Annotated in this window: 12 protein-coding genes; 6 read left to right on the top strand and 6 right to left on the bottom strand. The window is 68.1% G+C overall.

Going from position 1 to position 14,140, the window contains the following annotated elements:
* Positions 1-77 precede the first annotated feature (77 nt).
* A complete protein-coding gene (locus DMB37_RS24885) occupies positions 78-899 on the bottom strand; it encodes a M23 family metallopeptidase (protein WP_135234747.1) in 822 nt (273 codons plus the stop codon).
* A gap of 247 nt (positions 900-1,146) precedes the next feature.
* Here DMB37_RS24885 and DMB37_RS24880 point away from each other — a divergent pair, with 247 nt between their 5' ends.
* Entirely contained in the window at positions 1,147-2,193 is a 1,047-nt protein-coding gene (locus DMB37_RS24880; RefSeq protein WP_206055014.1) for a nitronate monooxygenase, read from the top strand.
* 60 nt (positions 2,194-2,253) lie between these two features.
* Entirely contained in the window at positions 2,254-2,646 is a 393-nt protein-coding gene (locus DMB37_RS24875; RefSeq protein WP_135234746.1) for an SCO5389 family protein, read from the top strand.
* A gap of 70 nt (positions 2,647-2,716) precedes the next feature.
* On the opposite strand, the gene DMB37_RS24870 is transcribed toward DMB37_RS24875, so the two are convergent.
* The 5 genes from DMB37_RS24870 to DMB37_RS24850 all read right to left on the bottom strand — a co-directional run bounded on the left by DMB37_RS24870 (position 2,717) and on the right by DMB37_RS24850 (position 8,726).
* The gene (locus DMB37_RS24870; protein WP_135234745.1) at positions 2,717-4,354 is read right to left on the bottom strand and encodes a long-chain fatty acid--CoA ligase; all 1,638 of its coding nucleotides are present in this window, start codon (positions 4,352-4,354) and stop codon (positions 2,717-2,719) included.
* Positions 4,355-4,384: 30 nt separating this feature from the next.
* On the bottom strand, positions 4,385-5,680 hold the full coding sequence (locus DMB37_RS24865) for a serine hydrolase (protein WP_135234744.1): 1,296 nt from the start codon (positions 5,678-5,680) through the stop codon (positions 4,385-4,387).
* Between the two features lie 198 nt (positions 5,681-5,878).
* Positions 5,879-6,856 (bottom strand): cation diffusion facilitator family transporter, encoded by a 978-nt coding sequence (locus DMB37_RS24860; protein WP_240771645.1) that lies wholly within the window; start codon positions 6,854-6,856, stop codon positions 5,879-5,881.
* 164 nt (positions 6,857-7,020) lie between these two features.
* The gene (locus DMB37_RS24855) at positions 7,021-7,407 is read right to left on the bottom strand and encodes a metalloregulator ArsR/SmtB family transcription factor (RefSeq protein WP_135234742.1); all 387 of its coding nucleotides are present in this window, start codon (positions 7,405-7,407) and stop codon (positions 7,021-7,023) included.
* Positions 7,408-7,763: 356 nt separating this feature from the next.
* Positions 7,764-8,726, bottom strand: coding sequence for a PHB depolymerase family esterase (locus tag DMB37_RS24850; protein ID WP_135234741.1), 963 nt, complete (start codon positions 8,724-8,726; stop codon positions 7,764-7,766).
* Between the two features lie 182 nt (positions 8,727-8,908).
* Here DMB37_RS24850 and DMB37_RS24845 point away from each other — a divergent pair, with 182 nt between their 5' ends.
* The 4 genes from DMB37_RS24845 (at position 8,909) to DMB37_RS24830 (ending at position 14,104) form a co-directional block, all read left to right on the top strand.
* Entirely contained in the window at positions 8,909-10,051 is a 1,143-nt protein-coding gene (locus tag DMB37_RS24845) for an acyl-CoA dehydrogenase family protein (RefSeq protein ID WP_135234740.1), read from the top strand.
* A gap of 147 nt (positions 10,052-10,198) precedes the next feature.
* On the top strand, positions 10,199-11,665 hold the full coding sequence (locus DMB37_RS24840; RefSeq protein WP_135234739.1) for an NAD(P)/FAD-dependent oxidoreductase: 1,467 nt from the start codon (positions 10,199-10,201) through the stop codon (positions 11,663-11,665).
* Between the two features lie 90 nt (positions 11,666-11,755).
* Complete coding sequence (locus tag DMB37_RS24835) at positions 11,756-12,604, top strand: DUF1542 domain-containing protein (protein ID WP_135237810.1); 849 nt, start codon at positions 11,756-11,758, stop codon at positions 12,602-12,604.
* A gap of 120 nt (positions 12,605-12,724) precedes the next feature.
* Positions 12,725-14,104: a S41 family peptidase gene (locus DMB37_RS24830; RefSeq protein ID WP_135234738.1), complete on the top strand. Its 1,380-nt coding sequence runs from the start codon at positions 12,725-12,727 to the stop codon at positions 14,102-14,104.
* The last annotated feature ends 36 nt before the right edge of the window (positions 14,105-14,140 follow it).

Below are 14,140 nucleotides of genomic sequence, written 5' to 3'. Positions count from 1 at the left end.
GACCGACCGGTCCTTGTGGGGAGCCCTGCCCGCAGAGAGGCGGGGGGATCGGCGGAATATCAAGCCCGGCAGCGAAATCAGTGCGCCGAAGGGCCCCACTGCAGCGGCACACCCTTGGCCGCGAGGTAACGCATCGGGTCGATCTTGTTGCCGCCCTGGTCCCAGATCTCCAGGTGCAGGTGCGGACCGGTGGAGTTGCCCCGGTTGCCGACGGTGGCGATCACGTCGCCCGCGTTCACCCGCTGGCCCGCCCTGGCGAGCATCTCGTTCACGTGGCCGTAGACGGCGATGGTGCCGTCGTCCTGCTGCACGCGGACCCAGAGGCCGAAGCCGGACGCGGGGCCCGCCTCGATCACGGTGCCGCTGCTCACCGAGTGGATGGGGGCGCCGATCTGGTCGGCGAAGTCGAGGCCGTAGTGGAATTCGCCCCAGCGGCTACCGAATCCGGAGCTGATCTCGCCACCGACCGGGCGCACCGCACCCGACGGCGCGGGCGCGACCTGCTGCTGCACACCCTTGAGGATCTGCTCGGCCTGGGCCAGCGGGCCCGCGATCTCCGGCGGCAGGTTCGGCAGGCCGAACGGGGCGGCCACCGGCGCGGCGACCTGGGTGGCGACCGGCGCCTCGGGGGCCGGGGCCTCCGGCGCGGGGGCGATCTTGGTCTGGGCGACCGGCATGATGCCGGTGCCACGGAATGTCATGGGGGCGTCGGCCTCGTCGCCGTCGTGCGCACCGGGCAGCAACGGGCTGGCGACAGCCGGGGCGATCTGGGTGACGGTGCCGATCAAGGCGCCCGCGGCGACCGCGACACCGGCGGCGGCCTTCACCCGCTCGGTCGCGGTGGACTCGACGCGATGCCGCGTCGGCCGACCCGAAATTTCATCGCCGATAAGGCTCATGACGGTAATGGAACTGGGGCCTACCCGATGGTGCGACAAAGCTGCGTCCTTGCGTCCGAAGAACAGGTGGTTCAGCGGTGCCGGGCCGCTCACGAGCCGGTTCGGTAACGATCCGATCAAGCTTGCGATGTAACGGTTTGGCATCCGTTGTGATGGGAACTCTACGCCAGCGTGACCATTCCGCAACCTTCTGCGCAAAGACGCAGGTAAACACTGGGTCGGGCGTCCAGTAAGCCACACTGGAGCCGTGATCATCGATGATTTGGCCGTCCCCATCGTGCTCGCGCCGATGGCAGGCGGACCCTCTACGCCCGAGCTGACCGTCGCCGTCACCGAGGCCGGTGGCTTCGGATTGCTGGCCGCCGGTTACCTCAGTGCGCACGACACCGCCGCCCGGATCACCGCGACCCGCGCCGCGACCGACGCACCGTTCGGCGTCAATCTCTTCGTGCCGGGCCCCGCGACCCCCGCCGACCACTACGCCGGATACCTCGCCGAGCTCGCGCGGGCGCATCCGGTCGGCGAGGCGAAGTACGACACCGACGACTGGGCCGCCAAGCTGGACCTGCTCGTCGCCGACCCGGTCGCGGTCGTCTCGTTCACCTTCGGCTGCCCGACCGCCGAGGAGATCAGCCGGCTGCGCGCGGTCGGTTCGGAGAGCTGGGTGACCGTGACCTCGGCGGCCGAAGCGCGGATCGCGGTCGAGCGGGGCGCCGACGTGCTCATCGCGCAGGGCGCCGAAGCAGGCGGGCACCGCGCCACCTTCGTCGACCGGCCGGAGGACGACGCCTCCGATCCGCTCAGCGTGCTCGCCTTGTTACAGATCCTGACCGCGACGACGGATCGACCGGTAGTGGCCACCGGCGGCATCAGCACCGGCGCGGGCATCGCGGCAGTACTCGCCGCGGGGGCGGCGGCCGTGCAACTCGGCACGGTGTTCCTGCGCTGCCCGGAGGCGGGCACCAATCCGGTACACCGCGGCGCGCTGGCCTCAGAAACCCCGACCATGCTCACCCGCGCCTTCACCGGCCGCCGGGCCCGCGGCCTGCGCAATCAGTTCATGGTCGAGCACAGCGCGACCGCGCCCGCCGCGTACCCGGAGATCCATTACGCCACCGCGCCTTTGCGGGCCGAGGCCCGAGCCGCGGGCAACCCCGACAACGTGAATCTCTGGGCCGGGCAAACCCATGCACTGGCACCGGAGCTACCGGCCGGCGAACTGGTCCGCACGCTGGCCGCCGATACGAAATCCGCACTGAACGCAGCACTTTCGCGGCGAATCCAGGTTTGTTGACAACGACTTTCGATTAGAATCGAGACGCATCGCATCGGCCATCCACTCTGGAGGAGCGCTATGTCTCTCGATGTCCCCACCGCACTGCTCGAACGCGCCGAACGCGGCGAAGTCGACGACGCCGACTTCGTCGAGGTCGTCCGCACTTCGTTGCCCTACGCCTGGGAAGTGGTGAGTCGGGTGGCCGGCGAACTGCGTTCGGGCACCGCCGAATACGCCGACAACGTGGTTCCGCCGCCGGACGAGGTGGCCCGCGGGCAGCTGCTGCGCGCCATGGCCTCCGACGCGATCCGCGGCGGCCTGGAACGGCACTTCGGCGTGAAGCTCGCCTTCCAGAACTGCCACCGGGTGGCCGCGTTCCCGCTCGCCGCGGTCGGCGGCGAGACCTACAGCACGTTCATCGGCACCAGGGCCCAGCTGCTGAATCAGAGTCCGGAACTGCGTAACTGCTGATCGTCGAACGCAACGGCCCGGCGCGGCAAGGGTTTCCGCCGCGCCGGGCCGATGCGTCGGCCGAGTCCGATCAGGACAGCGTGGTGACCGTCAGGTCGCCGTCGGCGTACTGGGCGCGCAGGCGCTTCTTGTCGAACTTGCCCACGCTGGTCTTGGGCACCTCGGCGATGAACGTCCAGCGTTCCGGCAGTTGCCATTTCGCGAACTTGTCGGCGAGGAACTCACGCAGCTCGTCGGCCTTGGCCTCGGCCCCCTCGGCGAGCACGATCGCCACCAGCGGCCGCTCGTCCCACTTCTCGTCCGGCACGCCGATCACGGCCGCCTCGGCGACGGCGGGGTGACCCATCACGGCGTTCTCCAGGTCCACCGACGAAATCCATTCGCCGCCGGACTTGATCACGTCCTTGGACCGGTCCACCAGGGTCAGGTAGCCGTCGCTGCTGATCTTGCCGACGTCACCGGTGCGCAGCCAGCCGTCGTCGAACTTGTCCGGGTCGACCTCGGCGCCGTCCGGTGCGTAATAGGAGCCGGTGATCCACGGACCACGAACCTCCAACTCGCCCAGCGCTTCCCCGTCGTTCGGCAGCACGGTGCCGTCGTCGCCGACCAGCCTGGCCTGCACGCTCGCCGGGAATCTGCCCTGGGTGTAGCGGTACTCCCACTCGTCCTCGCCGGTCGCGCCGGTCGGCGGATGCGCGACGCTGCCGAGCGGGGAGGTCTCGGTCATGCCCCACGCGTGCAGAATCCGCACGCCGTGCTTTTCCTGGAAAGTCCGCATCATCGACGGCGGCACCGCCGAGCCACCCACCACCGCGGTGCGCAGATGGGTGATGTCCTGCGGGTGCGCGGCCAGTCCGGCCAGCACGCCGCCCCAGATGGTCGGCACCGCCGCGGCGAACGTCGGCTTCTGCGCCGCCATCATCTCCAGCAGCGGGCCCGGCTGCAGGAACCGGTCGGGCATCAGCACATTCGCGCCCGACATCAACGCCGCGTACGGGATGCCCCACGCGTTCGCGTGGAACAGCGGGACAATGGCCAGGATCGAGTCCCGGCCGGTGAAGGCCATGCCGCTCGGCGAGCACACCTGCATGGCGTGCAGCCAGTTCGAGCGGTGAGAATACACCACACCCTTCGGGTCGCCGGTGGTGCCGGAGGTGTAACACATTGCCGCGGCGGAGCGTTCGTCGATCACCGGGAAGTCGTAGGTGTCCGGCTGTGCGGCAAGGAGTTCGGTGTAGGCGTGCACCTGCACACCCTCGGGTGCCTCCAGCGTCGACGCGTCGCCGTTGACCACGATGACGTGGCGGACCGTCTTCAGGTTCGGCAAGTACTGGGCGAACATCGGCAGCAGGGTGCCGTCGACCAGCACCACCTTGTCCTCGGCGTGATTGGCCACGTAGACCAGCTGGTCCGGGAACAACCGGATATTGAGCGCGTGCAGCACCGCACCCATCGCGGGTGCCGCGATGTAGGCCACCATGTGCTCGTTGTTGTTCCACATGAAGGTGCCGACGCGATCGCCGATACCGATTCCCAGCTCGCGCAATGCGTTGGCCAGTCGGGCGGCGTCCGCGCCGAGTTCGCGATAGGTCATGGTGCGCACGCCTGTACCGGTCCAGGTGGACACGGTCGAATCGCCGACAAACGTCGATGCGTAGCGCAGCAACGTCGCCAGCGACAACGGCTCGTCCTGCATAGTGCTCAACATCGGAACTCCTTTTTCTTCAGTGACTTCCACTCAGAAAGCCAAGTCTGTTTCGGCGACCTTCGGTGTCTCCGAGGTGATCCCGTAGAGCAGTCCGACCCAGCGGACCAGTTCGGGATACAGGATCGGTTTCCCGCTGGTGAGCACGGCGCAGGAGAGCGCGCGCTCGGGGTCGGCCAAGGCCGCGTTGTTGGTGAAACCGAGATGGCCGAAGGCCCGGCGGGTGTCGGGCCCGAACAGGCTCACCACCCGCCCGCCCAGCATCGGGCCGTAGCCGAAGCCGAAGTTCATGCCGAGCGACAGGTCGGGCTCGATCCTGGACTGCGGAACGAGCGCGGCCGCAATGGTTTCCGGCCGCATCACCCGGACCCGGTCGAGTTCGCCACCGCGCCGGAAGATCTCGTAGAAGCGCGACAACTCGTTCGCGGTGCTGACCACGTTCGCGGCGGGCGCGATGATGCTGAGATAGGCGGGGTCGTTGCCGGTTTCGACGGCCTCGGCGAAGGACACGCCGAGCAGCCGCTCCATCGCCAGCGACAGCGGCGGCAGCGGGGCGAGGCCGGTCCGGTAGTTCCGCGCGAGGGCGGGGAAATCTCGAGGTGCCACACCGTAATTGGTCCAGCGGAACCCCAGCGGGTTCAGTATCTCCTCGGCGAGCACGGTGCGGATGTCCTTGCCGGTGACCCGGTGGACCACCTCGCCGAGGATGAATCCGCCGGATAACGCGTGGTAGGACTGGAATCGGCCGGGTGCGACGGACGGCCGCACCGCGCACAGATTCCGTACCAGCAGTGCACGATCCGCGACGGCTTCGGCGGTGAGCGCTTCCCTCGGCAGGTTCGCTACCCCGGAGCGGTGCGCGAGCACCTGCCCGACGGTGATGGAATCCTTGCCGTGGCAACCGTATTCGGGGATGTACCGGCAGATCGGCGCGTTCAGCTCGATCAGGCCACGGTCGACGAGCAGGTGCACGACGAACGCCGTAACGCCTTTCGAGGCCGAGTAGGTGACGAACGGGGTGCTCGGAGTGGCGAGCACCTTCGGTGTCTCCGGGGGATCGTCCGGGCCGTTGCCGTGCGCGTGACCGAGTGCTCGATCGAAGACGACGACTCCGTGCCGACGGACACAGACCTGGATCGCTGGATGGACGCCGCTGCGATACACGACCTGCATCCGCCGCCAGATCCGCTCGGCGTAGTCGGGCGGCAGCCCTAGCTCGGTCGGTTCCGCCTCGGCACCGATGCTGGCGACGGACTCGATGTCGTCCGGAATCCGGCTGCGATGTAGCAGGTCAGGCAGCTGCGAGAGGTTCCGGACGCGAGTCAGCATCGTTCACCCCACACTGACCATGAGCCACATCACATCGCGAATGCTACCTGTCCCGCCTCTCCGCGTATTCAGGCCAGATTCAGGTGCCTCGATAGTTGCGTCGGCGACCGGCGGTGGCGCTAGCGGGCAAATTAGCCCGTACCCGGCGAGTTACCCATGTGCCCACGAAATCAGTCGGCATGAGGGTGTGACGTTGATTCAGCCCGCGTGCGCCGGGTAGGCGTGCACGACGGCGGTGTTCAGCTTGGGGACGACGTGGGTGAGGGTGTGCTCGGCCTCGTGCGCGACGCGGTGGGCGTCGGCCAGGGTGCTGGTCGGCGCGACGTCCAATTCGACGTCGGCGTGCAGCCGATGCCCGATCCAGCGCATGCGCAGGCTGCGCACGCCTTGCACACCCGGTTCGGCGGCGAGGGCGCGCTCGGCGGCGATCACCAGGCCCGGCTCGACCGCGTCCATCAGACGACGCAGCACATCCCTGGCCGCGGTCCGCAACACGGCGAGGATGGCGACGGTGATCAGCAGGCCGATGATCGGGTCGGCCAGCGGGAAACCGAGCGCGATACCCGCCGCGCCCAGCAGCACCGCCAGCGAGGTGAATCCGTCCGTGCGGGCATGCAGGCCATCGGCGATCAGGGCGGCCGAGCCGATGCGCCGCCCGGTCCGGATGCGGTACAGCGCGACCGTCTCGTTGCCGAGGAAACCGATCACGCCGGCCAGCGCGACCCAGCCGAGATGCTGGATCGGCACCGGCGCGATCATTCGGCGAACCGCCTCGTACCCGGCGATCAGGGCCGACAGCGCGATCATGGCGACGACGAACAGTCCCGCGAGATCCTCGGCGCGACCGAATCCGTAGGTGTAGCGCCGGGTCGCCGCGCGCCGCCCGAGGGCGAACGCGATCCACAGCGGCACCGCGGTCAGCGCGTCGGAGAAGTTGTGAATGGTGTCGGCGGCCAAGGCCACCGAGCCGGACGCCAGCACGACCAGCACCTGCAATACCGCGGTGGCGCCGAGTACGGCCAGGCTGATCTGCACCGTCCGGATGCCGACGGCGCTGGCTTCCAACGCGTCATCGACGCTGTCGGCCGCGTTGTGGCTGTGCGGCACGAAGATTTCGCGCAGGACCCCACGCAATCCCTCCGGATGCTCGTGGGTGTGCGCGCCGTGCTCGTGCACTCCGTGACTTCGGTTGTGCGCGTGGGGTTCCGAGTTCCCATGTCGGTGCCCGAATCCTGCGGCGTTGTTGTCATTGCCGCCACCGAGCTCCAGGCCGGGTTCATCCGCCGCACTCGCCGCGTCACACTTCGAGATACGTTGTCCAGTCCCATGTTTCGTGCAGCTCATTCCGCCGCCCGCCGTCCCGGTAGCGCGCGAACGGGGCCCTCGTCGCGGTGATGCGGCGGCACTCCGGGGCCGGCGTGCTCGGCGTTGTAGACCGCGTCCACCACCAGTTGCCGGACGTGCTCGTTCTCCAGGCTGTAATAAATCGTGGTGCCGGAGCGGCGGGTGCTGACCAGCCGCGCCATCCGCAGTTTGGCCAGATGCTGGGAGACCGAGGGTGCGGGTTTGCCGACGCAGCCCGCGAGGTCGTTCACCGAGAGTTCGCGGTCGACCAGCGCCCACAGCACCTGGACCCGGGTCGCGTCGGCCAGCATCCGGAAGACCTCGACCACCAGACCTACCTGGTCGTCCGCCAGCCGGCGGGCTTCCTGGTTATCTGCATTCATACGCAGATAGTAGAACAGACGGATGGGCGCGGCTACCCCGAATCGCACGCGCCCGTTCCCCCTCGGACCGGAATGGCGGCGACACCCCCTGCGTGGCCGCCGACATGCCGGTCCGTCCCGATCGAACCATTCACATACTTAGTCGCTATGGCACTACTGCGCCAGGCGACCTGCCGAATATCATCCCGAATGAGACAAAACCAGCCGGTCGGCCAGTACTGGCTACCCCTTGGCGACCGCTGTGACCTGCGCGAATTCGGCCACGCGCCAGCAAAGTTCGAGCCTTCGATATGCACTCACATCTGCACGTGCATCGCGGGCCGACCGGTCGGCTCGGTCCGATTTGCGTCGGATACTCAGCCGCAAGCCTGGCGCGGACCGCCGAGCCGGTGTGCCAGTAGGAAATTCATCAGGTCGCGTTGCAGGCCGAGACCGCGCTCGGACTGCATCAGCAACCCGCCGCCGATGTGATCGGGCCCGATGGGCGTACGGAATTCGGCGAGGACGCAACCGCCCGCGTCGTACCGCTCGATGGTCGTCGGCACCGGATCCGCGCTCGCCGTGACCACGCTGGGCACGGCGGGTACCGCGAGATCGCTTGCGCGGCGGTACGCGCCGAGCCACTGCACCAGGTTGGTGCGCCCGATCGGATACAAACTCGTCTGATCGGCCAAGTCCTGCAGGAAGAATCCGGGCACCGGCCTGGCCCGCTCCCCCATCGCCGCCACGATCGACGCGCCGCTCAGGTCGGCACGGAACGTCTGCGGATCCAGTCGGTACGGCCCGCCTGCCATCGGCGCGATGGCCGCGTACAGCTCCGGGTAGGTCGCGGCCAGCACGGTGGACATCGCGCCGCCCGCGGAGTATCCGCCCACGTAGACCCGCGACCGGTCCAGCCCGAACTCGCCGATCAACGTGGTGGTGAGGTCGGCGATGATCGACGACTCCCCTTGCCCGCGTGCTTGATTCGCCGGATCGAACCAGTTCCAGCAGTACCGGTCGTTGGCCTCTTTGGTTTGGATCGGGTAGGCGAGCACGAATCCGAGTTCGTCGGCGATTCTGGTCAGCGAGAATCCGGTGTCGGCGAGCTGGCGCCATGGGTCCGTGCAGCCGTGCAGGTAGATCATCAGCGGCTTGCCTGCCGGGTCGCCGGGCGGGACGTGCAGGTAGTAGTCGCGGGTGCCCGCCGCAGTGGCAAAGCCGCGCTCGAGCACCGCTGCTCGCGCCGAGGACGGCGCGGCCAGCAGGAATTGCATGCTCAGCGCCGCCAGGGCGAGCACGACGATGAGCCTGCCGCGACGAGAAGTACCGCGCACCATCGAATTCCTTCCAGCGAGGGTCACGGTCGAATGTACCGACCGCCGGATAATAAACGGGCACAGTGGATTCCGCGCAGTCCGAATGAGCGTCGGCAACCCCGGCGCCACCTGCCGTGCCGGTTACCCGATCGATGGGGACGACCTGGCGCCCCGGACGGCGGCGGACTCGCTAGCGTAGGGGCATGCCAGTGGATCGAATGCTGCCGACGTCCGAGGCTCGGGACCTGCTCGAGCTGACCCGCGATATCGCCGACAAGGTGCTCGAGCCGCGGGTGGTCGAGTGCGAGAAGACCGGGACTTTTCCCGACGGCGTCTTCCCTGCCCTCGGCGCGGCCGGCCTGCTGAGCCTGCCGTATCCCGAGGAATTCGGCGGCGGCGCCCAGCCCTACGAGGTGTACCTGCAGGTGCTCGAGGAGCTCGCGGCGCGCTGGGCGGCGGTCGCGGTGGCGGTCAGCGTGCACAGCCTGTCCTGCCATCCGCTGTTCACCTTCGGCACCGAAGCGCAGCAGCAAAGCTGGCTCGCGACCATGCTCTCCGGCGAAACCATCGGCGCGTACAGCCTTTCCGAGCCGCACGCCGGTTCCGACGCGGCCGCGCTGCGCTGCCGGGCGACGAAGGTCGACGGCGGATACCGGATCAACGGCGCGAAGGCCTGGATCACCAACGGTGGCCGCGCCGATTTCTACACGCTCTTCGCGCGGACCGGCGAAGGCTCCCGCGGCATTTCGTGTTTCCTGGTGCCGCGCGACACCGAGGGGCTGAGCTTCGGCAAGCCCGAGGAGAAGATGGGCCTGCGCGCCGTACCGACCACCACCGCCGCCTATGACGATGCGTTCCTGCCCGTCGAGCGGCTGATCGGCGAAGAGGGACAGGGGCTTTCGATCGCCTTCAGCGCCCTGGACTCCGGTCGGCTCGGCATCGCCGCCGTGGCAACGGGTTTGGCGCAGCGCGCGCTCGACGACGCGGTCGCCTACGCCAAGGAGCGAGAAGCCTTCGGCCGCCACATCATCGACCACCAGGGCCTCGGCTTCGTGCTGGCCGACATGGCCGCCGCCGTCGACTCGGCCCGCGCCACCTACCTCGACGCGGCCCGCCGGCGCGACGCCGGACTTCCCTACTCGCGCCAGGCGAGCGTCGCGAAACTCATCGCCACCGACGCCGCCATGAAGGTGACCACCGATGCCGTCCAGGTCTTCGGCGGGTACGGCTACACCCAGGACTTCCCGGTCGAGCGCTACATGCGCGAGGCCAAGGTCATGCAGATCTTCGAGGGCACCAACCAGATCCAACGCCTGGTCATCGCCCGCCAGCTCGCGGGCAGCTGACCGCCGTACCCGTCGTCGGTATCGCACCGGCCGCGGGTCCGCAGACCTGGAAAGCATCCGGACTTCCGCGTCAGATATGGCCGAAAATGCCGATTCATTGACCGCGGATCTCTTCGGACCTGCGGGTTCGCCCCTTAGGCTCGGGTCATGACAACGCCGTCCATCATCATTATCGGAGCCGGATTCGCGGGGCTCGGAGTGGCGCTCGAGCTGCGGCGGGCCGGGGTGGAGACGTTCACCATCCTGGAGCGTGCCGCGGATCTGGGCGGGGTGTGGCGGGAGAACACCTATCCCGGCGCCGCGTGCGACGTGCCTTCGCCGCTGTACTCCTGGTCGTTCGAGCCCAAATCCGATTGGCCACGGCGGTTTTCGGAGCAGCGCGACATCCACGAGTACATGCGTGGTGTCGCAGGCAAGCACGACCTGGCGCGGTTCATCCGCTTCGGCACCGAGGTGACCGACGCCGAGTTCGATGAACAGACCGGCCGCTGGACCGTAACCACCGCGGACGGTGCCCAGCTCACCGCCGATATTCTCGTGCCCGCGGTCGGCCAGCTGTCCCGGCCCGCCATGCCGAACATTCCCGGCATCGACACCTTCGCCGGCCCCGCCTTCCACTCCGCCGAGTGGGATCACGACGTCGAGCTGAGCGGCAAGCGGATCGCCTGCATCGGCACCGGAGCCAGTGCGATCCAATACATTCCGCGCATCCAGCCCGAGGCCGCGCACCTCACGCTGTTCCAGCGTTCGGCGGCGTGGGTGCTGCCCAAGTTCGACACCGAATACAGCACCACGCACAAGGCGGTGTTCAAATATCTGCCGCCGACCCGGCTCGCCGAGCGGTTCGCGATCTGGTCACTGTTCGAGGTGCTCGCGCTGGCCCTGACCGATATCCCGGCGATGAAGACGCCGGTGATCGCGCTGGCCGACCGGCACCGGGCCAAGCAGGTCCCCGACGCCGACCTGCGCGCAAAGCTGACACCCGATTACGCGGCGGGTTGCAAGCGTGGCCTGTTCTCCAACGAGTACTTTCCGGCGCTGGCCCAGCCGAACGTCACCGTGGAGACCACCGCCATCGAGGCCATCACGCCGACCGGCATCCGGACCGCCGACGGTGTCGAGCACGAGGTCGACGTGATCGTCTACGGCACCGGGTTCAAGGGCACCGAGTTCCTCGCGCCGATGAACATCTACGGCATCGGCGGCCGCAAGCTGACCGACGTCTGGGGTGCCGAAGGCGCACGGGCCTTCCTCGGCCTGTCCGTGCCCAACTTCCCGAATCTGTTCATGATGTACGGCCCGAACACCAACGTGGGCTCCGGCTCGATCATCTACATGCTGGAATCGCAGGCGCGCTACATCCGTCAGGTGGTGCAGTACCTCACCGACCGGCCCGGCCGTTATCTCGCCGCCCGCGCGAACGCCGAACAGCAGTGGGACGACTGGCTGCAGCGGCGGCTGAAAGATACGCCGTGGAACTTCTGTTCCAGCTGGTACCGCAACGCGGCGGGCCGGATCACCAACAACTGGCCGGGCGCCACCGTGCTCTACCGTTGGAAGACAAAGGCTTTCGACCTGGCCGACTTCGACGAAGCGCAGGCCGAGGTGCGCTGACCCGCGCCTCCGTTTTTCAGCCAGGTCTCAGCAAGCGCCCAGTAAACTGGACACCAGTTCGGATCCCGGCAACGGAAGAGGTGCGCGGTGTTGTGGCTACTGATCGTCGTGGTGATCGTGGCGGTGGGCGCCTTCGTCCTCGTGCTGGCCCGGCAGAGCAAGCAGCGCACGGCCGACGCGCTCGCGGACGCGCTGGCCGACGCCCGCCAGGTCAACGAGCGCCTCGGCGGTCAGATCTACAACCTCAGCGGCAGCAACGAGGCGGCGAAGCAGGCGTTGGTCGACGCGTCCGAACGGCATCTCGCCGCCGGGTCGCAGCTGGATCAGGCGCGCACACTCACGCAGGCACGGCTGGCCAAGCAGACCGCGGTGGAAGGGCTGTATTACATCCGGGCCGCGCGTAGTGCGATGGGCCTGGATCCCGGGCCCGATGTGCCCGTTCTCGACGGGCAGGACGCTGCGGGCAAGGTCACTGAGCGGCGGGTGATCGAGCACGAGGGGCGGGAGATCGCGGCCTCGCCGAATCCCTCGTCGGCGACACCGAACTACTACCCGGGTGGCCGGGTGGCTGGGCGGCCGGTGCCCGCGGGCTGGTACTCCGAGCCCTGGTGGAAGCCCGCGCTGATCGGCGGGGCCTGGGGGATCGGGTCGGCGCTGCTGTTCTCGGCGCTGTTCTCCGGGATGGCCGGGGTCGGGTATGACGCGCAAGGGTTCGAGAGTGGCTACGGCGACGGGTATCAGGACGGGTTGGCAGCCGGGGACAGTGGATACGACGCGGGTGGCGACGGCGGTGCGGTCGACTCGGGTGGGTACGAGTCCAGCGGTGACACAGGCGGATTCGATGGGGGTTGGGACAGTGGCGGGTTCGACAGCAGTGGTGGATTCGATGGTGGCGGCGGGTTCGATGGTGGGGGCGGGTTCGACGGCGGGAGCTTCTGAGACCCGTTGGCGAACTGACGGCAAATTCGCTGTGCGTGCCGCGTAGTACGGTTAGCCCCACCCTCGTTCGACCTGCCTCCCCGGTTGCCACCACGCCGACTCATGGTGAACCGTGGACGAATGACCATGCAGCGCAAGCGAACCGCAGCCATCGCCGCCGCACTGGTGGCCGTCGGCACGATCACGGGCTGCGGAAACTTCGCGGACACACCACCCGCAGCCGACTTTCCGTCCGGCTTCTGGCAGGTAAACGATTACGGCAGCGTGCTTTCCGTGCACGCCGACGCGCTCGAGACCTACCAGCTGACCGCGCTCAGCTGCCTGAAGGACGACACCGCAGTACGTTCCGGAAGCCAGGGCCGTTACGTCACCGAGGGCAAAGACGTGCTCACCCTGCGTCCCGGCGGCAGTCCGGACCAGGCCACGCTGCACATCGACGGGTCGCCCGGAGACCGCACGCTACGCCGCATCTCCGCCTTACCGCTCTCGTGCACCAGCTCGGTCGTGCCCGCCGCCTTCGACGTCTTCTGGCAGACCTTTCTGGAGCACTACCCTTTCTTCGCGGCGAAAGGCGTTGACTGGCAGCAGGTTCGGGATACCTTCCGCGAACGCGCCGCCCGGGCCGAGCAGCGCGGCGATGATGACGCGCTCTTCACTGTGCTGCGGGACATGGTCGCGCCACTGCACGACGCCCATGTAGTGGTGTCGGCAGGCGACGGCAGGTTCTTCGGCACAGTGCGGCCGGGGACGACCGTCCCGAGTCCGCAACTCGACCAACAGGTCAAGGAGTACGTCCAGCGTCGCGACCTCCAGCAACACTCGCTGACCGAATACGCCAACGGCCGCATCGGCTACGCCGACGTGCCCGGCCAGAACTACGGCTACCTGCGGCTCTCCGCGTTCAGCGGCTACACCGCCGAACGGACCTTCGCCGCCGACAGCGCCGAACTCGACCGCGCCCTGGACGCGATCTTCACCGAGGACCGGCGCATCCGGCTGCAAGGACTGATCCTGGACCTGCGGATCAACGGCGGTGGCTCGGACAGTCTCGGCCTGCAACTGGCCGCCCGGCTCACCGACCGACCGTATTTCGCCTACGCCAAGAAGACCCGCACTCTCGAACCCCAGCCGCAGCGCGTCGAACCCGCGCACGGCGCGTACGCAGGCCCCGTCGCGATCCTGACCAGTGGCTCCACGGTCAGCGCCGGCGAGACTTTCACCCAGGCGATGCTCGAACGCCCCTCGCGGACAACACGAATCGGGCAACCGACGCAGGGCGTGTTCTCCGATGTCATGCAGCGCAAGCTGCCCGGCGCCGGCCACGAAGACTGGTGGTTCGGCGTCCCGAACGAGGAATTCCTGACCTCCGACGAGCGCACCTTCGACGGCAGCGGCATCCCACCCGAACTGACCGAGCCGGTCTTCACCGACGAGGAGTTCGCCCTGCATCGGGACTCCGCCTTCGATCGCGCGGTCAGCTGGCTGACCAGCGGCTCTTGACGGCTCAGGGAAACTGTCTGAGACTGTCAGCATCGG

Origin of the sequence: Nocardia sp. CS682 (assembly GCF_004634405.1) — a bacterium.
In the GTDB taxonomy this organism is placed as follows: Bacteria; Actinomycetota; Actinomycetes; order Mycobacteriales; family Mycobacteriaceae; genus Nocardia; species Nocardia ninae.
This window is presented reverse-complemented; position numbering and strand designations above follow the sequence as displayed.

Bases quoted from the DNA above. Each gene is read 5' to 3' on its own strand.
- DMB37_RS24885 (WP_135234747.1), bottom strand. From the start codon at position 899: ATGAGCCTTATCGGCGATGAAATTTCGGGTCGGCCGACGCGGCATCGC.
- DMB37_RS24875 (WP_135234746.1), top strand. From the start codon at position 2,254: ATGTCTCTCGATGTCCCCACCGCACTGCTCGAACGCGCCGAACGCGGC.
- DMB37_RS24870 (WP_135234745.1), bottom strand. From the start codon at position 4,354: ATGTTGAGCACTATGCAGGACGAGCCGTTGTCGCTGGCGACGTTGCTG.
- DMB37_RS24865 (WP_135234744.1), bottom strand. From the start codon at position 5,680: ATGCTGACTCGCGTCCGGAACCTCTCGCAGCTGCCTGACCTGCTACAT.
- DMB37_RS24855 (WP_135234742.1), bottom strand. From the start codon at position 7,407: ATGAATGCAGATAACCAGGAAGCCCGCCGGCTGGCGGACGACCAGGTA.
- DMB37_RS24850 (WP_135234741.1), bottom strand. From the start codon at position 8,726: ATGGTGCGCGGTACTTCTCGTCGCGGCAGGCTCATCGTCGTGCTCGCC.
- DMB37_RS24845 (WP_135234740.1), top strand. From the start codon at position 8,909: ATGCCAGTGGATCGAATGCTGCCGACGTCCGAGGCTCGGGACCTGCTC.
- DMB37_RS24840 (WP_135234739.1), top strand. From the start codon at position 10,199: ATGACAACGCCGTCCATCATCATTATCGGAGCCGGATTCGCGGGGCTC.
- DMB37_RS24830 (WP_135234738.1), top strand. From the start codon at position 12,725: ATGACCATGCAGCGCAAGCGAACCGCAGCCATCGCCGCCGCACTGGTG.